19 protein-coding genes are annotated in these 19,143 nt (G+C 54.6%); 10 read left to right on the top strand and 9 right to left on the bottom strand.

Translation table 11 applies throughout. The annotated features are described in order from the left end of the window. Positions 1–17: 17 nt before the first annotated feature. The 3 genes from BJP06_RS01330 to dut form a co-directional block, all read right to left on the bottom strand. Positions 18–1,271 (bottom strand): class I SAM-dependent RNA methyltransferase, encoded by a 1,254-nt coding sequence (locus BJP06_RS01330; RefSeq protein ID WP_071572571.1) that lies wholly within the window; start codon positions 1,269–1,271, stop codon positions 18–20. Beyond that, positions 1,271–2,134 (bottom strand): DUF3710 domain-containing protein, encoded by an 864-nt coding sequence (locus BJP06_RS01325; protein ID WP_071572570.1) that lies wholly within the window; start codon positions 2,132–2,134, stop codon positions 1,271–1,273. Before BJP06_RS01325 ends, BJP06_RS01330 begins: the two co-directional genes overlap by 1 nt. 84 nt (positions 2,135–2,218) lie before the next feature. Then, the gene (gene dut / locus BJP06_RS01320; RefSeq protein WP_070362355.1) at positions 2,219–2,689 is read right to left on the bottom strand and encodes a dUTP diphosphatase; all 471 of its coding nucleotides are present in this window, start codon (positions 2,687–2,689) and stop codon (positions 2,219–2,221) included. An 85-nt stretch (positions 2,690–2,774) separates the two neighbouring features. On the opposite strand from dut, the gene BJP06_RS01315 reads away from it, so the two are divergent. Then, on the top strand, positions 2,775–3,281 hold the full coding sequence (locus BJP06_RS01315; RefSeq protein ID WP_071572569.1) for a DUF3093 domain-containing protein: 507 nt from the start codon (positions 2,775–2,777) through the stop codon (positions 3,279–3,281). Between the two features lie 26 nt (positions 3,282–3,307). On the opposite strand, the gene BJP06_RS01310 is transcribed toward BJP06_RS01315, so the two are convergent. Further along, positions 3,308–3,601: a DUF4193 domain-containing protein gene (locus BJP06_RS01310; RefSeq protein ID WP_070363501.1), complete on the bottom strand. Its 294-nt coding sequence runs from the start codon at positions 3,599–3,601 to the stop codon at positions 3,308–3,310. 292 nt (positions 3,602–3,893) lie between these two features. On the opposite strand from BJP06_RS01310, the gene ppgK reads away from it, so the two are divergent. Both ppgK and BJP06_RS01300 read left to right on the top strand, forming a co-directional pair. Next, positions 3,894–4,676, top strand: a complete 783-nt coding sequence (ppgK, locus tag BJP06_RS01305; RefSeq protein WP_070363500.1) for a polyphosphate--glucose phosphotransferase — start codon at positions 3,894–3,896, stop codon at positions 4,674–4,676. A 210-nt stretch (positions 4,677–4,886) separates the two neighbouring features. Then, positions 4,887–6,326 (top strand): RNA polymerase sigma factor, encoded by a 1,440-nt coding sequence (locus tag BJP06_RS01300; RefSeq protein ID WP_071572568.1) that lies wholly within the window; start codon positions 4,887–4,889, stop codon positions 6,324–6,326. A gap of 62 nt (positions 6,327–6,388) precedes the next feature. Here BJP06_RS01300 and BJP06_RS01295 read toward each other — a convergent pair whose 3' ends face one another. Both BJP06_RS01295 and BJP06_RS01290 read right to left on the bottom strand, forming a co-directional pair. After that, entirely contained in the window at positions 6,389–8,101 is a 1,713-nt protein-coding gene (locus tag BJP06_RS01295; RefSeq protein WP_070363498.1) for a DEAD/DEAH box helicase, read from the bottom strand. A gap of 65 nt (positions 8,102–8,166) precedes the next feature. Continuing rightward, positions 8,167–8,421, bottom strand: coding sequence for a DUF3039 domain-containing protein (locus tag BJP06_RS01290; protein ID WP_071572668.1), 255 nt, complete (start codon positions 8,419–8,421; stop codon positions 8,167–8,169). A gap of 51 nt (positions 8,422–8,472) precedes the next feature. On the opposite strand from BJP06_RS01290, the gene BJP06_RS01285 reads away from it, so the two are divergent. From BJP06_RS01285 to BJP06_RS01265, 5 genes are all read left to right on the top strand, one after another. Beyond that, positions 8,473–8,949 (top strand): DUF3099 domain-containing protein, encoded by a 477-nt coding sequence (locus BJP06_RS01285; RefSeq protein ID WP_071572566.1) that lies wholly within the window; start codon positions 8,473–8,475, stop codon positions 8,947–8,949. Positions 8,950–8,953: 4 nt separating this feature from the next. Then, the gene (locus BJP06_RS01280) at positions 8,954–10,507 is read left to right on the top strand and encodes a methyltransferase (protein WP_071572565.1); all 1,554 of its coding nucleotides are present in this window, start codon (positions 8,954–8,956) and stop codon (positions 10,505–10,507) included. Between the two features lie 2 nt (positions 10,508–10,509). Continuing rightward, entirely contained in the window at positions 10,510–10,944 is a 435-nt protein-coding gene (dtd, locus tag BJP06_RS01275) for a D-aminoacyl-tRNA deacylase (RefSeq protein WP_071572564.1), read from the top strand. Positions 10,945–11,036: 92 nt separating this feature from the next. Then, positions 11,037–12,032, top strand: coding sequence for a sigma-70 family RNA polymerase sigma factor (locus tag BJP06_RS01270; RefSeq protein ID WP_070478945.1), 996 nt, complete (start codon positions 11,037–11,039; stop codon positions 12,030–12,032). 139 nt (positions 12,033–12,171) lie between these two features. Continuing rightward, the gene (locus BJP06_RS01265) at positions 12,172–12,858 is read left to right on the top strand and encodes a metal-dependent transcriptional regulator (RefSeq protein ID WP_071572563.1); all 687 of its coding nucleotides are present in this window, start codon (positions 12,172–12,174) and stop codon (positions 12,856–12,858) included. Positions 12,859–12,871: 13 nt separating this feature from the next. Here BJP06_RS01265 and BJP06_RS01260 read toward each other — a convergent pair whose 3' ends face one another. Continuing rightward, a complete protein-coding gene (locus BJP06_RS01260; RefSeq protein WP_177224247.1) occupies positions 12,872–14,029 on the bottom strand; it encodes a DUF4192 domain-containing protein in 1,158 nt (385 codons plus the stop codon). Positions 14,030–14,165: 136 nt separating this feature from the next. Between BJP06_RS01260 and BJP06_RS01255 the strand changes: the two genes are divergently transcribed. Beyond that, a complete protein-coding gene (locus tag BJP06_RS01255; protein WP_083290923.1) occupies positions 14,166–15,206 on the top strand; it encodes a PAC2 family protein in 1,041 nt (346 codons plus the stop codon). Positions 15,207–15,242: 36 nt separating this feature from the next. Then, positions 15,243–17,786 carry an RNA helicase gene (locus BJP06_RS01250; protein WP_071572561.1) on the top strand — a complete coding sequence of 848 codons (2,544 nt, stop codon included), beginning with the start codon at positions 15,243–15,245 and terminating at the stop codon, positions 17,784–17,786. A gap of 35 nt (positions 17,787–17,821) precedes the next feature. Here the strand turns inward: BJP06_RS01250 and BJP06_RS01245 are convergent, their stop codons facing one another. Further along, on the bottom strand, positions 17,822–18,346 hold the full coding sequence (locus tag BJP06_RS01245) for a carboxymuconolactone decarboxylase family protein (protein WP_071572560.1): 525 nt from the start codon (positions 18,344–18,346) through the stop codon (positions 17,822–17,824). Positions 18,347–18,430: 84 nt separating this feature from the next. Continuing rightward, positions 18,431–19,027 carry a peroxiredoxin gene (locus tag BJP06_RS01240; protein WP_071572559.1) on the bottom strand — a complete coding sequence of 199 codons (597 nt, stop codon included), beginning with the start codon at positions 19,025–19,027 and terminating at the stop codon, positions 18,431–18,433. Positions 19,028–19,143: the final 116 nt, after the last annotated feature.

Genomic DNA, 19,143 nt, shown 5'->3' with positions numbered 1-19,143 from the left:
GGGCGCACGCCCCATTCCTAATGAGGACGCAGAGGCTCCAGGCATGCAAGCGTTTCAAAGTGATGCGTTCCTGGAAATGCATCGATGACTTTTATCTCAGTTACGTGATATCCGCATGCTCCCCAACTTGCTAAATCTCTAGCAAATGCTGCCGGATCGCACCCAATGTGAATCACTCGCTGCGGACTCGCCGCTGCGATATCATGAATCACTTTGTCTCCAGCACCAGTTCGAGGAGGGTCGAGCACAACCAGGCCCGCGGGGGGCAAGGATCGAATTCCTGTTTCTACCCGGGAGTTGACTTTGTTGACGTCGAGGCTTGCAAGTGCAGGCTGAGAATGCGCCATCGCGGACTTCGAATAGTCGACGGTTGCAACCGGACCACCACCGAGTGCCGCGGACATGGATGGAACAAAGAGCCCTACTCCGCCATAGAGGTCCCAACCGGAATTGTTCTGATAAGGCCTCCCCGCAAGGGACCACTCACGCACCAGATCTGCATATGCCGACGGTGCACTACGGTGCGCCTGCCAAAACGCAGTCGCCGGAAACTCAAACCTATCGTTTCCGACCATTTCTACGATGTTGCCGGAGCCTTCAACCGTACGGTCTATTCGTTCCACGCGCCGTCCGCGTTGGACTTTGCTCGTTTCAACGACATGCCGGTTCCCGAGAGAATCGATGACGACGACTATCTCAGACCCAGGAGTAAATCGTCGTGCCCCATCGCCAACAATCCCGTCAAACAGTTCCGGCATCGCCTGAGTACAACGCTCGGCGACGACGTCATTGGAACGTGCTTTCCTGAAACCGGCACGCCCCTGCGCATCAGTGCCGAGTCGGATACGCGTCCGCCATCCGGTCGTAGGCGCTAAAGCCTGAACCGAAATGGCGGTGAGATCAATGCCATCAAGCACACCAGATGGACGTGCCATTTTTTCAAGCTGTCCAACAAGTACCTCTGTTTTGGCGGCCCGCTGCAGAGATTCACTCATATGCGCAAAGTCGCAGCAGCCCGCACCTGCCGCAGCAGCAGGACATCCTACCTTCACTCGATCTGGTGAAGTTTGTTGTATCTCGAGCAGTTCACCGCGAGCCCACCGCTTTTTCACTTTCAGCAGTTTGACGGTCGCTGTTTCTCCAGGTAGAGCGCCTTGCACGAAGACAACTCGTCCGTCATTGGCAAGGGCAATAGCCTCACCGCCGTGAGCAAAGGCGTGGAATGTGACTTGAATGCTGTCGCCTGGTGTCAGCGATGGTTGGGCACTCATTAATTATTCTTATTCGCTTCGTTGTTTTGTGCGATGATCTGTTTCAGCGCGTCACTCAGGGCGTTCGGGTTTCCAGCCTGTGGGCTCTGCTGCTGCGACTCCTGCGCAGCCCGCTCCTGTACAGCCTGCTGCACCTGCCGAGCCAACTGCGCAGGCAGGACGACTGGCAAAGAGTTACCCGCCAAAATTGGGTCCGGACCGCGGTAAACAAAGCTGCGTGCTACGACTTCCCGCCCGAGCTCAGCAAGCTGTTCTTCCATTCCCGCCGGAGCGGCCAACGTGACACGGTACAGCCATCGAGGCGCCTCAACACCTATGATGCGGATCACGCCGTTAGCGCCAGTACCGACGATTTCGGTTCCCCAGAGGCCCTCTTCAAACTCGACAGGCATGTCCTCGTTCTTCATGCCCTCGGCAATTTCTTCTGCCGATTCGGCCCACAGGCCGCCGTTACGCGGTGCAGCGAAAGCAACCGGAGTGATGCGACCGTACCTGGTAACGATGTGCACCATCTTCGGGCCGTTCTCGCCCATTTCAACCTGCACCTGCGAATCCTTTGGCAGCGGAATCTGCATTGATCCGAGGTTGAGGTTCACCTGGGAGAAGTCAGAAAAATCGAACTCCTCAATGTCGACGTTGTCGCCGTCGAACGGACCGGTAGATCCACTGATTGGATCATAATCGGCAAGAGTACCAGTGGCTGATGGAGTCTGGGATAGATCAGTATCCGCTGCAATCCCCGTGTCCTGAGACTTTGGTGCTGTGACCTCTAGATCGTCGTTGGTCTCTGCCTCCGTCTGAGCTGGGGCAGCGTCTTCCTTCTGCTGGTCTTTCTTCTTTTTACCAAATGGCCACCATGCCATGGGTGATCACCTTTCGAGTGAAGTTGTGTATTTCAAAAAAGTTTCTTCGGGTGAGAATTACTCTAGTACGGGCCCAATGTGGCCTCAGGCGAGCCCCGTTGATCCGTATCCTTGGGCACCACGCTGGGTATCGTCAAGCTCGGAAACTTCGACGAAGTCAACCAACTCGACTTTTTGCACCACTAGTTGAGCAATCCGCATTCCTCGTTCAACTGTAAACGAACATTCACGGTCGGTATTAAGAAGGCAAATCTTCAACTCCCCTCGATACTGGGCATCAATGGTGCCTGGCGTGTTCACAATAGAAATCCCGTGTTTGGCAGCGAGTCCCGAACGAGGATGAATGAGCCCGACAGTTCCCATGGGCAACGCGACAGCAATTCCGGTGCCGATGAGCGCCCGTTCGCCGGGAGCCAATGTCCGTGTTTCCGAGGAGTAAAGGTCCGCCCCGGCGTCACCTTCATGCGCTCGTTTAGGAAGCGGCATGTCTGGATCAAGACGTTTTACTGAAATTGGTTCAAGAGAGGTCACTTCATACACCTTACGGGATTCCATTGCGTGTGCATTCTTAAGATAATTTCGCCTAGTGTTATTGGGTAACGTATTCGGGAGTACATCGAATTGACGAGTTGATGAGGGTATGAATAGCAACCAAAACGCACCGGCATCCAGTGGTTCCAAAGTCTTATATACGGAGCGTCAATGGGTGCCTTGGTACTGGTGGATCATCGGTGCAGCATTAACGCTGCTCATCGGGGCACAACTTACGCTCAACCGCAATTTTTGGTGGTTTATTATCCCCGTGCTCGTTATCGGAAGTTTAGTTTTTTGGTTCTTGACATGGCTTTCGAAAACTACAATTGCGGTCGAGCAAGACAGCGACGGCACTCGTTGGCTCGTCGTTGACGACGCCAACTTACCCAACACCGTTGTCAGCAGATCTATGGTTGTCCCTGCATCGGCGAAGCGAAATGCTCTCGGACGACAATTAGACCCAGCTGCTTTCTTGGTATCGCATGGTTGGGTGAAAGAACATATTCTGCTTGTCTTGGACGATCCTCAGGACCCAACCCCCTACTGGCTAATTGCTGCGAAAGAACCGGAGAAAATCCTCGGAATGTTTTTGCCTGAGCAGCGGACCGCCTAGGGATCGCACGACTGCGTTGCTCGCTACTACTCGCAGTCGAGGCAAATCTTCTGGCCGTCTTCGGTTTCGTAAGCCAGCCGATTCTTTTTCTGAACCAAATAGCAAGACGCACAAGTGAATTCGTTATCTTGGCGAGGCTTTACCTCAACGTTCAGTTCCTCACCGGACAGATCTTGAAGTGGCGGTTCAAACGGTTCAACGATTTCACCGTCATCATCCATGCTGCTGCCCGCAACCTCCGCAGCCTTCAAGCCCTCGAGGGAGTCAGTCTCAAGCTCGTCTTCTGCGCGCTTACGCGGTGCATCGTAATCGGTCGCCATGGTGGTGGTGCCTCCAGGAGTAGTCAAGTTCAGCAATGCCTAGGCCCGTTGAGGAGATACGCTTCCTATAGATGAGCCTCAGCCTTTTTATTGGTTTGGAGCCGAATAATAAAGCACACAAAGCTATATGTCATATTACAAGGTCAGCAGGCCAATACCCACGGGTTCCCTACACATCAAAGGCTTTATAGCTAATTAAAGTACAGCGACGTCAACCCGCTCGTTCTAGGTACCGCGCTCCTAAATATTTTCCTACATGCGCAATGAGCACACCTTTTGTATGCTCAATGTTATGACTACAACAAGTGGAATTGATGGTGCCCAAGAGCACTATGGTATGGGCGTCGATGTCGGCGGTTCTGGAATCAAGGGCGCCATCGTCAACCTCAAAACCGGAGAATTCGTCGGCGACAGGATCAAGATCGCAACTCCTCAGCCAGCTACACCTGAAGCTGTTGCATCAACAGTCGCAGAGATCGTCCGTCTCCACGAATGGGACGGCCCTGTGGGAGTAACGCTGCCGTCGGTGATTCAGCATCAGATCGCAAAGAGCGCAGCTAACATCGACCCGTCGTGGATCGACACCGATGTGCATGAGCTCTTTGAGCAGCATCTCCCTGAGCGCTCTGTCACTGTATTAAACGACGCCGACGCCGCGGGGCTTGCTGAAGTTGCCTTTGGCAATGAACGAGCCCGAAACGGTTCTGTCATATTCCTCACGTTTGGCACTGGTATTGGTTCAGCGTTCCTGGTTAATGGGCACCTCTTCCCTAACACAGAAATTGGCCATTTAATCGTCAATAGGAAGGAAGCAGAGCACGTCGCCTCCTCAGCTGTAAAGCAGAGGGAAGACCTGAGCTTCAAGAAGTGGGCGAAGCGAGTTGATAAGGTGCTGCACGAATACGCGCGACTGTTTAATCCAGAGTGTTTCGTCGTCGGTGGTGGCATCTCGCGGAAATCTGACAAATGGGTCCCTCTATTGACTGTCGACACTCCTGTCGTCGTGGCCACTCTTCGCAACCGAGCAGGCATTGTCGGAGCAGCGATGGCGGCCAATGAGCACCTCGCACCGTAACTAGCGAGACTCGGCGTCTAACACAAAGCAGCTTGACAATGCTGTTAAGATAGGCGTTCTGAAAAATCAGCACAGTTTGCGTACGCTAGGAAGGCAGACCGGCGTTTGCTGGTCTGCTTTCACCAGAGTGACTTTCTTTCCATCCATTGTTGGAGGAAGTCTCGGTGTCCGCAAAAGCATCAATCAGTTCACAAAGGCGAAAGGGCGTACGTGGTAGCCAGCGAAGCTTCAGGCAAAAACTCCGTCAACGATGCGGCAGAGAGCACTTCCGGCGGCGTAACCGACGGCACAACGACCGCCAAGAAAGCCACCAAAAAAGCAGCCAAGAAAACCGCCAAAAAGGCTGCCAAAAAGACCGCCAAGAAGACTGCAAAGAAAACAGCACGCAAAACCGCGAAAAAGGCGTCAAAGGTAGCTAAGAAAGCGAAGAAGACGGTAAAGAAAACCGCCGCAAAGAAGACTGCTTCACCCGCAACTGATGAGGTCACCAGCGACGACTCCGCGCTGGAAGAAGCGGACGAATCGCTCGACGATTCTGACCAGGAGCAGGACTTCGACCCGCTGACGGCTGAAGAAGATGACGAAGAATTTGACGAGCATCTTGGTGATGACGACGAGGAAAAAGAAGACGAGGAAGACGACGGATCTTCTGTCTGGGATATCGAGGAATCTGCTGCACTTCGCCAAGCCCGCAAGGACGCTCAGCTCACCGCATCTGCGGACTCTGTCCGTGCGTATTTGAAGCAAATAGGTAAGGTTGCTCTGCTCGATGCTGAGCAGGAGGTTTCTCTCGCGAAGCGCATTGAAGCTGGTCTCTACGCGCAACACCGACTCGACGAGATGGCCCGTGCAGCTGAGGAGGGAGACAAGGAAGCACGCCTTACCCCTGCGGTTAAGCGCGACTTCCGCGCCGTCGCCCGAGACGGTCGCAAGGCGAAGAACCATCTGCTCGAAGCTAACCTTCGACTCGTGGTTTCGCTGGCAAAGCGCTACACCGGTCGCGGTATGGCCTTCTTGGACCTCATCCAGGAGGGCAACCTCGGTCTCATCCGTGCAGTTGAAAAGTTCGACTACTCCAAGGGCTACAAGTTTTCCACCTATGCAACGTGGTGGATCCGCCAGGCAATTACACGTGCCATGGCAGACCAGGCTCGAACCATTCGCATCCCGGTGCACATGGTCGAGGTCATCAACAAGCTTGGCCGTATCCAGAGTGAGCTTCTACAAGATCTTGGGCGCGAACCTACACCGCTTGAACTCGCAAAAGAGATGGACATCACCGAAGAGAAGGTGTTGGAGATCCAGCAGTACGCCCGTGAGCCGATCTCGTTGGATCAGACGATCGGCGATGAAGGCGATAGTCAACTCGGTGATTTCATCGAAGACTCCGAGGCCGTTGTCGCAGTCGATGCTGTTTCCTTTACGCTTCTTCAGGACCAACTTCAGGATGTCCTCCACACACTTTCCGAGCGTGAGGCCGGCGTAGTGCGGCTCCGCTTCGGCTTGACCGATGGCATGCCTCGCACGCTAGATGAAATCGGCCAGGTGTACGGTGTGACACGCGAACGCATCCGGCAGATCGAGTCCAAGACGATGTCGAAGCTTCGCCACCCGTCGCGTTCACAGGTGCTGCGCGATTACCTCGATTAAATGCGTTTCTACGTAGTAAGCAATAACCGGTAGGAGGTCCACTCTCCTACCGGTTTCGTGTATTACCAATCTCGTAAGTACGCAATACGCGCCCGCAGCTGTTCCGCATTGCACAGCGCGGTCGGTGGACCACCACACGCTTTACGCGCTTCCGTATGGATCGCACCATGCGGGCGACCCGTCTTTCCAGCGACGATTGAAACGCGAGCGTTGAGTTCCTTTCTCAACTGGGGAATCTCATCAGCCGCCACTGATGCCTCCTCACTGCTACCCGGCGCGGAGGTTTGCTTGGACGGCTGAGTGGGAGCCAAGTGCTCTCCTAGTACTTCAGCACGCTCGCGTGCTTGGCGCTCGGCAGCCTTTCGCGCTTTTTCTTCTGCTTCTCGGGCATCTAGTTGGTCGCTTTGGCGTTTGCGGAGCAGAGTCTTGACCTGTTCTTCGTCAAGCAGCCCTGGAAGGCCTAGGAAGTCTTGTTCCTCTGCGGATCCTGCGACGGTGGGTGTGCCGTAGGTGGAGCCGTCGAAAATTAAAGAGTCTAGCTCGGCTGATGCGCCGATGGCTTCGTACGAAGGGTTGTCGTCTGGTTCGTTTTGAACTTGGTTTGCTTGGGCTAGTAGTTCGTCGGACCACCCTGATTCTCGGTGTGGTTTGCCCAAAACGTGGTCGCGTGACACCTCCATTTCTTCCGCGAGGCGGAGCAGAACCGGGACCGACGGGAGAAAAACGGAGGCGGATTCGCCTGGCATGCGTGAGCGCACGAATCGTCCGATTGCCTGCGCGAAAAACAGTGGTGTCGATGCTGATGTTGCATATACGCCGACAGCGAGGCGAGGAACGTCGACTCCCTCGGAGACCATTCTGACTGCGACCATCCATTCGTCGGTGGACGCGGAGAATTCGTCGATGCGGTCGGATGCCCCGGCTTCGTCTGAGAGCACGACCGTAACGGGCGTGCTCGAAATGCTGGAGAGGATCTTGGCGTAGGCGCGTGCTGTCGTCTTGTTCGTAGCGATGACGAGGCCTCCGGCATCCGGCATATTCGTACGAAGTTTTTTCAGCCGTGTATGTGCCGCCTGGAGGACTGCCTTGATCCAGTCCCCTTTCGGATCTAGGGCAGTTTTCCAGGCACGCGCGGTCTGCTCGGCATTCAGTGGCTCACCAAGCCTTGCGGAATACTCTTCCCCGGCGGAGTCTTTCCACTGTGCCTCGCCGGAATATGCCAGGAATACAACTGGGCGGACGACGCCATCGGCCAAGGCGTGGGAGTACCCATAGGTGTAGTCCGCTTGTGAAACGAGGTGCCCATCGCCGTCTTCGACGTATCGGACGAACGGAATCTGGGAATCATCAGAGCGAAACGGCGTACCTGTCAACGCTAAGCGGTGTTCGACATCGTTGTAAGCCTCGTAGACTCCATCCCCCCAACTTTTGGCGTCACCAGCATGGTGAATCTCATCAAGAATCACCAAACTGCGCTTCGCAGTGGCCACCGCATGATGCTTGAACGGGTGCATACCGATTTGCGCATACGTCACGACAATGCCGTCATAGGCAGGGTTTACCGCAGATGAGTTTGTGAAGTTTGGGTCTAGCGAAAGGCCGAACCTCGCTGCTGATTGGGACCACTGGTGTTTTAGGTGTTCTGTTGGTACGACGACGATGATGCGCTGCACTGCCTTCGATGCGTGCAGTTTGCTGGCTAGTGTCAGTGCAAACGTCGTCTTACCCGCACCAGGAGTTGCTACAGCGAGAAAGTCTCGAGGTTTGGTGCGCATAAACGAATCGAGGGCCTCTTGCTGCCATGCGCGCAGCTGAGGCCCGTCCGACGTACCTGGAGCCGTCACTTCCGACGCAACCCCTTATAGATGCGTTCGCAGTCAGGACATACTGGCGACCCAGGCTTCGCCTGCTTCTTCACCGGAAATGTCTCGCCACAGAGTGCGACTACGACTTTTCCAGAAATCGCAGAATCGAAAATCTGATCCTTCTTCACATAGTGGAAAAACTTGGGGGTTCCATCATCATTTGTTGACGATGTGTCTTCCCGAAGGTCTGTGCGCTCAAGAGTCTTCGTCGTCGTATTCACGACTCCCATCATGCCCCACTTTGGCAAAGTTTTTAAGCCGAGGCGCTAACCTGTGTATTTATGAATGAGAGAGAGGGCGAGGCACAAGAGCACGTCTCGATTGATGCGGAAGTCGAAGTCCACGACGATAAGCATTTCCTTTTTCGTCATTTCCGCTCAAAACGACACCGTGCACTCATTACGGATGCGAAGCAGACGCCGGAGCAAAACCTGCAGAGCCGAGAGGCTCAATACCTTTGGTTGCAGGCACTTCGGATCCCTTTCATTTTGCTTTCGATCGCATCTGCGTGGTGGCTCGGTAACTGGTGGATTGCGACGTTGCTCTTTATTGTTTCCGTACCGCTCCCCTGGGTCGCAGTGATGTTGGGCAACGCGAAAGGAGAGTCGCGTGATCCGCGTGAAAAGAATGTCTACAAGCCTGCGCTGAGTCGTGCCTATGCCGCGTTGGAGGAGCAGTCGAGGCAACAACTATCCTCGAACCAGGCTTCAACAGATACGACGCCGACCGTTATCGATCACGAATCCCAATCGGAGTAGCAGCATGACAGATTTATCATCTACGGCATTTGGATTACACCCTGGACTTGCGCGGGAGCTCGGTGAACGATTGCGCGCGCTTCCCTACACCACATCTTCGATTGGAAGTTACCTTGGGCCAAATGCATACCAGGCTCTCTACCGGGGCGAGGTGGGAGCCGTCCTGCGTCGCTGCCATTCAGAAGACGTTATCGGATCGGCCATATCCACTTTGTTGTTGCGGCGCCCGACTTCCCAAAACGAGCTCGAGGCGTTGTTTGGCTCGTCACTTGCTGAGAAACTCATCAGCGCAGGTGTCTTTCGCCAGACCAAAGAGCAACGTTACGAGGTTGCTTACGACATCCGGCCTCATTTGTTGTCTCAACAGCATCACTTCATAGTTGCAGATCTTGACGCCTCTACGTCTGCAATCGTTCCCGGCAAAGATCACGTACTTGGAGTCGGAGCGGCGTCGAAATCCCTGTTGCACGCGATCCCGCAGTCACCGACTGGAACGGTTTTGGACCTTGGAGCCGGTTCGGGAGTGCTGTCAGTAGCGCAATCTGGCCTTGCGGATCAGATCGTCGGTACTGATATTCATCATCGAGCGATCGAGTTGGCTCAGGCCACGCTCGAGATGAATGGCATCACTAACGTTCAGCTCCGCGAAGGATCTTGGTTTGAGCCTGTCGCGGGCGAGCAGTTTGAAAGGATCGTTGCCAACCCGCCGTTTGTAGTCGGCATTCCGGAGGTGGGGCATGTTTACCGCGACTCCGGCATGCCGCTGGATGAAGCAAGTCGCCTCGTAGCAGAGCACGCACCTGAATATCTCGCAGCAGGTGGGATGCTGTGCATGCTGGGCTCATGGGCCCATATTGATGGTGAGGTATGGCAGTCGCGGGTTGCGAGCTGGGTCCCTTCGCAAGGAGTCAGCGCATGGGTGCTTCAACGAGAAGTGGTTGACCCCGAGACCTACGTCGCCACGTGGCTGAAAGATGAATCAGTCGATCTCAGGACTGAAAGTGGCATAGCCCGCACACAACAGTGGCTCGATTACTTCCAAGCCGCGGGTGTTCACGCTATTGGTTTCGGTTGGATTTTCATGCAACACATCGGCGACCAGCCCTCCGAGATCACTGCGGAAGAACTAGCGCAACCGTTCACGGATCCGCTTGGGCCTGAGGTCGAGGAATACTTTCTGCGGCAGGCGTGGCTACGGCAAAAATCCGTCCAGGAACTCTTAGATAGTTCGTTCCTGGTCCGGCCCACAGTCGCGATCGAAGACATCGCTGTGCCAAATACTGAAGAGGGGCTGGGTTTCACGCGCGAAGAGTTGCGCATTACTCGAATGGATGGCCCACGATTCTCTCATTCATTGGATGAGGCGTTGAAAACCGTCCTTGCGGGATTGCATCCCGCCGGTTTGCCATTGCGTGACGTGGTGGGCATCCTAGCAGCATCTCGAGGTGTCGACGACCAGCAGGCCCTTGAAGAATTGGAAAACCAAACGGTTGCAGCTGTTGTGGATCTGATCCGCCACGGCATCGTGCTGCCGTCGGAAATTGCAGAGGTGGAGTAGGAATGAAGGCTGTATTGACAAGAGTTACGAGCGCGAGCGTCACCGTCGACGGTGAAGTCGTCGGAGCAATCGACTGCGAGGCGACAGGTGGAATTCTGGCCCTTGTCGGAGCAGGACGTGAGGATAGCGACGACGCTTGGGAAACGGTTGCTCGCAAAATCGCGGAACTGCGAATTCTTGAGGGCGAAAAGTCTGTAGTGGACGCACAAGCCCCTGTTTTGCTTGTGAGTCAGTTCACGTTGATGGGTCGCACGGCAAAAGGACGGAGGCCATCATGGAGTGACGCAGCCCCCGCAGATGAAGCAGCACCCATCATGGAAAAAATCGCAGTCTACCTCCGGGACCGGGGCATCACGGTCGCTGAAGGAAAGTTTGGTGCCCATATGAAGGTGCAGAGCATCAACGACGGCCCATTCACGGTGATTGTCGAGGCCTAGCACTCTTTTGATCATTGGGAACAAAAATGTGTCCAAGATCGTTGAGGGTGTAGAAGATTACCTGTTCCACTCGTCCAAGGAGGCAGTGCTCAATGACGTCGAAGAGTCAGACCTTAACAGCGGACAACGAAGAAAAAGTTGACCGCGGTAGTCGTCGCAATCAAACGAACGACAATCCATCGGCTGACCTTGTTCGCGTGTATCTCAATGGCATTGGCAAGACTGCCCTGCTCGATGCAGAAGAAGAGGTCGAACTAGCCCAGCAGATCGAAGTTGGACTCTATGCCCAGCAGCTTCTTGATGATCCAGACTGCAAGCTCACCCGAGCCCAGAAACGTGACTATAAAATTCTGGCGAAGCAAGGACGGAAAGCTCGCGCCCACCTCCTCGAGGCAAATCTTCGTCTGGTTGTGTCGTTGGCAAAGCGCTACACAGGACGCGGGATGCCACTGCTCGATCTGATCCAAGAGGGCAACCTCGGACTGATCCGCGCGATGGAGAAATTTGACTATGCCAAGGGTTTTAAATTCTCAACGTACGCGACGTGGTGGATTCGCCAGGCCATTACTCGCGGCATGGCAGACCAGTCTCGTACTATCCGTCTCCCTGTGCATCTTGTAGAACAGGTCAATAAACTCTCCCGAATTCGCCGCGAGATGTACCAGTCGTTTGGCCGCGAACCAACGAATGAGGAGTTGGCAGAGGAGTCTGGCATCGAAGAGGACAAGATTGAGCTCCTCCTCCGTCAATCCCGAGACCCCGTGAGTCTTGACATGCCGGTCGGAGCGGATGAAGAGGCCCCCCTGGGGGACTTCATTGAAGATGCAGAAGCTACAGACGCCGAAGACGCGGTGGTATCCGTGCTCCGTCACGATGACATCCAAGATGTCATCAACGGTTTGGAGCAGCGCGAGCAGGACGTCATCCGTATGCGCTATGGGCTGACCGACGGTGTTCCCCGCACATTGGACCAGATTGGGCGTAAATTCGGCTTGTCTCGTGAGCGCGTTCGCCAAATCGAACGAGAGGTCATGGCGAAGCTTCGCGTAGGTGACCGGGCAGAGCGCCTTAGGGATTACGCAATGTAACAACCGCGACGAAGCGTTCCGCAACTAATAGTTTTTTGGGTTACCATAGCAATCGTTAATAGGCGTCGATTCTTGGACTGCGTTGAATGTTGATGCAGCCTCAACGCTTCAGAGCGACTTTTAGGCAAGGGAGTTCCACGTGCGTGATCTCGTAGACACAACAGAAATGTATTTACGTACAGTTTACGAACTTGAGGAGGAAGGCATTGTGCCGCTCCGCGCACGAATCGCAGAGCGGCTCGAGCAGTCTGGCCCGACAGTTTCCCAGACCGTCGCCCGCATGGAGCGCGACGGCCTGATTGTTGTTGAAACAGATCGCTCGCTCTCCCTTACCGACGAGGGACGCGCCCGTGCGACTGCGGTGATGCGTAAGCACCGCCTCGCAGAGTGCCTTCTCACCGGCATCCTCAAGTTGGATATTGAACAAGTGCACGACGAAGCATGTCGCTGGGAACACGTGATGAGTGAAGCCGTGGAAAAGCGCGTATACGAGGTACTCAACCACCCTCAGGTATCTCCGTTTGGCAACCCCATCCCTGCGTTGGATGAAATTGGCGGTTCAAATGTTGCTAAGCCTGAGCTTGGCACTCGCGCAACGGACTTAGATCTCTCCGAGGGTCGCGAAGCTGTAGTGGTCCAAATCAGTGAGATTCTGCAGCTTGAAGCAGAGCGTTTGCCGGAGCTGGCAGGCTTAGGCGATATCGTCGGCCAGAAAGTCATAGTGAGCCTTCCGGATGATGGCGGGCTACAGCTATCACTTCCTGAGCAACAAGATTTCGTCATTCCTGATGACCTCGCGCATGCCGTGCGCATTGAGCTTCGGTAGAGACAATCTGCTGTTAGGAACCTGCAAGCATCTCTAGCTCCATCCAGACTGCTTCCCCGCCTTCTTCAACTGCGTGCAGGAGACCCTCATATTGACCGATCGCGAGTAACTGCAGGAGCACGTCGCTTAATGAGTGGTCCGGCATTTCTTGCAGCGCGCACTGTAGTGCGACCCCTGCCCAAGACCCGATCTCGCACCGCACAGCGATTACAGCCCACAACGCTAACGCGTTTGCCCGCACTGTCCCCACAGCATGGCGCGACAAGAATAGTAGTGGAGCAGCAAGTCGCTTTGGGTTCTGCATAATCGCGGGGATAAGTGTATCCCGCAGTAGAGCATGGGTGAGCAGAGCCGTCAAGCCTTCGAGCGCGATTCTCATTTCATTCGAGATTTCGCCGATTGGATTAGCATCGCGCTGGCCGATGAGGCAAGTCTCGGGCAAGCAAAGCAGAACCTCGATAATGCTTTCAATTTCTTCTTTCGCCAGTTTTGCCGGGTGTTCCTCCTCCCCAGCGTGGCTACCGCCCCACAAGTCTTTCAGTAGCTGCAACCCGGCTTTGCGTGTCTGTGCCTGGATTTGTTGCGCCAGTTGGACGGACTCCGAATCGACCGGCTCAAAATAGCTAAACGTGTCTTGTCTATCGAGTTCTGGGAGTATCCCCTGCTCAACGTATGGGCGCATCGATGGAGAGGAAATCACTGACGATACACAGCCACCAATGAGGGAGGACGCGCGATCGCATTCTTCGGCCGCATTCAATGGCGGTCCAAAAAGCAATGTATATGGGGTACCCTGCGCAATTTCGGAAACATGCCAGCACAGGTCGACTTTGAAACCGGTTTCTTCTTCGAGGAACTGCAAGCGATCAACTGCGTCTTTGACGAGCTCTGAGTTCGGAATACGGCTCACAATGACTGCAAGGTACGCGATGACGTCATCCCCCAGTAGGTATTGCGTCACGTCGGTCTTGAGGCTTTCTATGAATGCTTCAAGGCGCGTGAGGTCAACGCGAACTACAGGTCCAAGTTGAAGCCCACCTGTTCCTTCGCTGTCCGGAATGATGCCGAGCACCACGACCGATTCTTGAGGATAAAACCCTAGAACCCCGGGCAGGGCTGCGATGATATCTGATGGTCCAAAAAGTGATGAATTAGCTGCATTTATTTTCATACAGTTTAGACGTAGCCAACACACCATCGGTTCCCGCTTTGCTAGAATTCCTTATTTTCAGCAGGAATATTTCTTCACCCCAGACGTTGTGGGTAAGTACAAAGTTAGATCCTTTCAAATTATCCTAGGAGCGGTCATGCCAACGAATAATCGCATGTATGAACTTGAGTACCCGTCTCCCTCGAGTCTTGGCGAATCTCCTGAGGGGCCAACGCTCGTCGTTGCGTTACAGGGTTACGCAGATGCGGGCCATGCGGTTGAAGGGGTATCGAATCATCTCAACGCGGCGTTGGAAACCCGCACTTTAGCTACCTTCAATAACGATGAACTTATTGACTACCGCTCTCGCAGGCCTGCTGTAACCCTGGCGAATCACACGGTGGCCGACGTCGAAGAGATCGGCATTGAGCTGCGTGTTGTCCGCGACACAAAGGATATGCCGTTTCTGCTGCTGAGCGGGCCAGAGCCTGATCTGCGTTGGGAGGCATTTAGCAAGTCTGTGGCTGACCTTGCAGTGCAGTTTGGAGTTCAGCAAACGCTGTGCCTCTACGCTGCCCCTGTTGCCGCTCCCCATACCCGCCCAGTAGTGGTTTCCACACACGGAAATGATGAGAGCTTGGTGAAAGACAAGTATCTCTTCGACGGAATTATTACTGTGCCCGGGGCTGCCTCCATCATGATCGAGCGAGAGCTAGATAAGCGAGGCGAAAAGGTCGCTGGTTTTACTGCGCATGTACCTCATTACATTGCAAACTCTCCTTACCCGATGGCGGCGTTCCAGCTCATGCAGGCGCTCGAGGATACAGCAAATCTTCAGTTGCCACTCCGCGCGCTCGAGCAAGAGATAACAAGTGTTCAGCGTCAATTAGCAGAGCAAACGGCTGCGTCAAAGGAGATCGCGCAAGTCGTCTCGGCTCTCGAACAGCATTACGACCGTGAAGTTGAGGAGTACCGCAGGAACAATCCCAACGCAAAGATGCCCGGTGAGGCACAGGTTCCTTCCGGCGATGAGATCAGCGAAGCCTTCGAGAACTATCTCACGGCGATCGAGGACCAGCAGAGTCGTCCGCTTGTCGACGGACAACGGGGACTGCCTTTTGGCGATGATCTCAGTCAGGCTTTGCAGGATTTTTACTATATTGACCCAGCTCAGCCAACCGATGAGGAAGACGAGTAGCGGCTTTTCGCGACGAACTCGGCTACGGTAGTTGGCGTGACTCTTTCTACGTATTTGGCAGACCTTGACGACGTTCCAGCAGGCCTTTTTGAAGAGGCCGTCTGGGACTCTTTCACTGCGTGGACGCAGAGTCGTGGAATCTCGCTTTATGAAGCTCAGGAAGAAGCTTCGCTTGCGTTGCTTGCTGGGGATAATGTGATCCTGGCGACGCCAACCGGTTCGGGAAAGTCGATGGTGGCAAACGCTGCGCACTTCATTGCCATGGCTCGGGGGCAGCGCTCGTTTTATACTGCCCCAATTAAGGCGCTTGTGAGCGAAAAGTTCTTTGCACTGTGTGAGATCTTCGGAGCAGAAAACGTAGGGATGATGACCGGTGATGCCACAGTGAACAGCGGCGCCCCTATTATCGCAGCCACCGCTGAAATCGTCGCGAATATTGCGCTGCGAGAAGGTGAGCACGCGAAGATTCAGCAGGTCATCATGGATGAGTTTCACTACTATTCGGAGCCGGACCGCGGATGGGCATGGCAGGTGCCGCTATTGGAACTCCCCCAGGCCCAGTTCCTTTTGATGTCTGCCACGCTTGGAGAAACTGCCTGGATAGAAAAGGATCTCACCGAGCGCACTGGCCGCCCAACCACGTATGTTGGTGGGTCGGAGCGTCCCGTGCCACTCGATTTCAGTTACGTGTTCTCCCCCGTCCACGAGACGATTGAAGAACTACTGGCGGATAACAAAGCGCCGATCTACGTTGTGCACTTCTCACAACGCGAGGCAGCAGAGCGAGCGCAGGCTCTGACCAGTATGAAAATCATCAACGCAGAGGAGAAGCAACGTATCGCAGAGGAGATCGGGAATTTTAGGTTCACGACTACCTTCGGTAAGACGTTGTCGAGGTTACTTCGAAAGGGCATTGGTATTCACCATGCCGGAATGCTGCCGAAGTATCGACGGCTCGTCGAAAAACTATCTCAAACAGGGCTTTTAAAGGTGATCTGCGGAACGGACACTCTCGGCGTCGGTATCAATGTGCCAATTCGTACTGTGCTGATTACCGGCCTGGCAAAGTATGACGGGACGAAACAACGCATCCTTAAATCGAGGGAGTTTCACCAAATCGCCGGCCGCGCGGGGCGAGCTGGGTACGACACCGAGGGCACGGTCGTCGTCGAAGCGCCAGAACACGAGATTGAGAATGCAAAGCTTCGGCGTCGCGCCGGCGACGATCCGAAGCGGCTTAAGAAGCTCAACAAGAAGTCAGCTCGTGATGGCGAAGTTACCTGGTCCGAAAAAACTTTCCAGCGCCTCACTACGGCGGAACCGGAGGAACTCACTAGCCAGTTCCAAGTTTCGAATTCCATGTTGCTCAATGTTATTGCTCGCCCGGGTGACGGCTACGGGCACATGAAGCACTTGATTCGGAGCAACCATGACACACGCGCTAAGCAGAACCGTGACATTCTTACGGCAGTCGATCTGTTTCGCGGGCTCATCCAGGCTGACATTGTAGAGCGCACTCCTGATTCCCCAGCGTATCGCCCCTATACTCTCACGCGAGAACTGGACAGGGACTTTGCGCTCAACCAACCGCTTTCCCCGTTCGCGCTTGCTTTTCTCACGGTGCTTGACCCCGAGTCTTCAACGTATTCGTTGGATGTAATCTCAGCGTTTGAGGCAATCTTGGATGACCCCCGTCAGGTGCTGCAAGCTCAGCAGTCAGCAGCTCGCGGCGAGGAGATCGCAGCTCTCAAGGCAGAGGGCGTCGACTACACGGAGCGCATGGCACTCATCGAAGATGTGACGTACCCTCAGCCGCTCGCGGAGGAACTGGAAGATGCATTTGAAACCTACTGCTCCAGTAACCCGTGGGCGAAAGAGTGGCAGCTTTCGCCAAAGTCGGTGGTACGCGACATGATCGAGCATGCGATGACGTTTTCGGATCTCATCGCAACCTACGGGCTATCCCGCTCTGAGGGTGTGGTGCTCCGCTACCTTACCGATGCGTGGCGCACCCTCTCCCACTCTGTGCCCGAGGCATACATGACTGAAGAGCTCGAAGATATCATCGTATGGCTAGGCGAACTGATCCGTCAGGTGGACTCGTCGCTCATTGACGAATGGGCGACGCTAGCTGATGACGACGCCCCAATCTCCCAGGACGTTCTCGACCGCGAGCTCGCGTTCGGTGTTGAGGATCCTACGGCGCTCACAGCGAACCGCAGGGCGTTCAAAATCATGGTTCGCAACTACTTCTTTAGGCTTGTTGAACTGTTTGCGTTCGAAAAGGAAGAAGCCCTGGAGTCGATGCTTGAATATCTCGACCCCGATGTTCGGCCCGACTGGCCCTCGCTTCTCGACGATTACTTCGACGAGTACGACGATGTCATGATAGACGCAGATGCTCGCGGGCCAGAGTATTTCCGAGTTAAGGATGAAAGCTCGCGGCTCTGGGAAGTCGTACAGATCGTGAAAGATCCAGATGGGGACCGCAGCTTCCAATTCCACGGCGTCGTCGATCTCGATGCCTCTGATGAGGCGGGAGAAGTTCGGCTGAGGGACTTGGACGTTGTCCAGATGTAGTCCCTCAGCCGACTATCGTGCAGAAGACGTAACAGTTAGCGTGCGTCTTCTACCACTACGGTCTGTGCAATGGCCTGGATAACAGCAGCAATCTTTACTGCCTCCCAGACCTGCTCCTTGGTCAGGCCCTCTTCGCGCACGACGTTGGAGTGTGCTACAGCGCAATGCTCGCAGCCATTGACAGCAGATACTGCGAGCGACCACAGCTCAAAGTCTGCCTTCTCGACGCCAGGCTTCGAGATGATGTTCATGCGAAGGCCAAACTTTACCTGTGCAAAGTCATCGCCGAGCCAGCCCTTTGCGCGGTAGGCAACGTTGTTCATTGCCATAACAGTTGCTGCGCCGAAAGCGGCATCGAGAGCCTCTTCGGACAGGTGCTCCTTGGCCTCGTCCGTAATCTCAGAGATCACGGTGGGGTTCTTTGTCGCTGCAGCGGAGGCAACGAGAGTGCCCCACAGCTGCTGCTCGTTCAGCTCTGTAGAGCGTATCAAGGAGCCAAGGTTCAGCTTCTGGTCTTTTGCATATTCAGGCAAAGCGCTGCGCAGGTTATCGATCGACATATCTCTTTTCTCTTTCCTCTCTATTGTTTATTAATAAATCCCCGTCACTGAGTATTGAACTAGTGACGGGGACTCGGAGTTCATTTACTTCAGGGATTCCTGAACGACAGCCAACTTGTCGATATTCTTCGTTGGGTCGTTCTTCTGCCAGTCACAGGCGCAGACCTCTTCGGACTGGAGAGCATCCAAAACGCGAAGGACCTCTTCGACGTTACGGCCAACAGCATCCGGGGTGACAGACACGAACTGGATGACGCCGTCTGGGTCGATGATGAACGTTGCGCGATCAGCGACGCCTGCCTCATTTTCAACGCCCAGTGCACGGATCAAGTCGTGGCGGACATCAGCAAACATTGGGAACGGAACGGCCTTCAGATCTGGGTGCGTTGCACGCCAGTTGAAGTGGGAGTACTCATTGTCAGTGGAGCCACCAAGGACCTGCGTATCGCGATCTTCGAACTCTTCGTTCAGCTTGCCGAACGCTGCGATCTCGGTTGGGCAGACGAACGTAAAGTCCTTCGGGTAGAAGAAGACGACCTTCCACTTACCCTCGTACTTTCCTAGGGATACATTCTCGAAGTAGTCCTCTGGGCTTGTTGCGTCGACCTCATGAAGGTCGCCACCCTTCAGCGCTACCAGATCGAACTCAGGGAAACGCTCGCCTACAGTCAGAATTGCCATAGCTTAACCTCCGAATGTGAGATGTCGTACATATACGGTCTTGGAATGCAATCGCTCGCACTCTGACAAACATTGTGCCAGAAACGCCGCGCAATTTCAACAGCAAAACCTATTGC

Origin of the sequence: Corynebacterium sp. NML120713, assembly GCF_001875735.1 — a bacterium.
Lineage (GTDB): Bacteria > Actinomycetota > Actinomycetes > Mycobacteriales > Mycobacteriaceae > Corynebacterium > Corynebacterium pseudogenitalium.
The sequence above is the reverse complement of the archived record's forward strand: the minus strand, read 5'-3'. Positions and strand labels throughout refer to the sequence as shown.

What these genes read in the sequence shown, in the direction of transcription:
- BJP06_RS01260 (WP_177224247.1), bottom strand. Translation starts at nt 14,029, where the DNA reads ATGAAAATAAATGCAGCTAATTCATCACTTTTTGGACCATCAGATATC.
- BJP06_RS01315 (WP_071572569.1), top strand. Translation starts at nt 2,775, where the DNA reads ATGAATAGCAACCAAAACGCACCGGCATCCAGTGGTTCCAAAGTCTTA.
- BJP06_RS01280 (WP_071572565.1), top strand. Translation starts at nt 8,954, where the DNA reads ATGACAGATTTATCATCTACGGCATTTGGATTACACCCTGGACTTGCG.
- BJP06_RS01330 (WP_071572571.1), bottom strand. Translation starts at nt 1,271, where the DNA reads ATGAGTGCCCAACCATCGCTGACACCAGGCGACAGCATTCAAGTCACA.
- BJP06_RS01240 (WP_071572559.1), bottom strand. Translation starts at nt 19,027, where the DNA reads ATGGCAATTCTGACTGTAGGCGAGCGTTTCCCTGAGTTCGATCTGGTA.
- BJP06_RS01295 (WP_070363498.1), bottom strand. Translation starts at nt 8,101, where the DNA reads ATGCGCACCAAACCTCGAGACTTTCTCGCTGTAGCAACTCCTGGTGCG.
- BJP06_RS01270 (WP_070478945.1), top strand. Translation starts at nt 11,037, where the DNA reads ATGACGTCGAAGAGTCAGACCTTAACAGCGGACAACGAAGAAAAAGTT.
- BJP06_RS01285 (WP_071572566.1), top strand. Translation starts at nt 8,473, where the DNA reads ATGAATGAGAGAGAGGGCGAGGCACAAGAGCACGTCTCGATTGATGCG.
- ppgK (WP_070363500.1), top strand. Translation starts at nt 3,894, where the DNA reads ATGACTACAACAAGTGGAATTGATGGTGCCCAAGAGCACTATGGTATG.
- dut (WP_070362355.1), bottom strand. Translation starts at nt 2,689, where the DNA reads ATGGAATCCCGTAAGGTGTATGAAGTGACCTCTCTTGAACCAATTTCA.
- dtd (WP_071572564.1), top strand. Translation starts at nt 10,510, where the DNA reads ATGAAGGCTGTATTGACAAGAGTTACGAGCGCGAGCGTCACCGTCGAC.
- BJP06_RS01245 (WP_071572560.1), bottom strand. Translation starts at nt 18,346, where the DNA reads ATGTCGATCGATAACCTGCGCAGCGCTTTGCCTGAATATGCAAAAGAC.
- BJP06_RS01255 (WP_083290923.1), top strand. Translation starts at nt 14,166, where the DNA reads ATGCCAACGAATAATCGCATGTATGAACTTGAGTACCCGTCTCCCTCG.
- BJP06_RS01290 (WP_071572668.1), bottom strand. Translation starts at nt 8,421, where the DNA reads ATGGGAGTCGTGAATACGACGACGAAGACTCTTGAGCGCACAGACCTT.
- BJP06_RS01310 (WP_070363501.1), bottom strand. Translation starts at nt 3,601, where the DNA reads ATGGCGACCGATTACGATGCACCGCGTAAGCGCGCAGAAGACGAGCTT.
- BJP06_RS01325 (WP_071572570.1), bottom strand. Translation starts at nt 2,134, where the DNA reads ATGGCATGGTGGCCATTTGGTAAAAAGAAGAAAGACCAGCAGAAGGAA.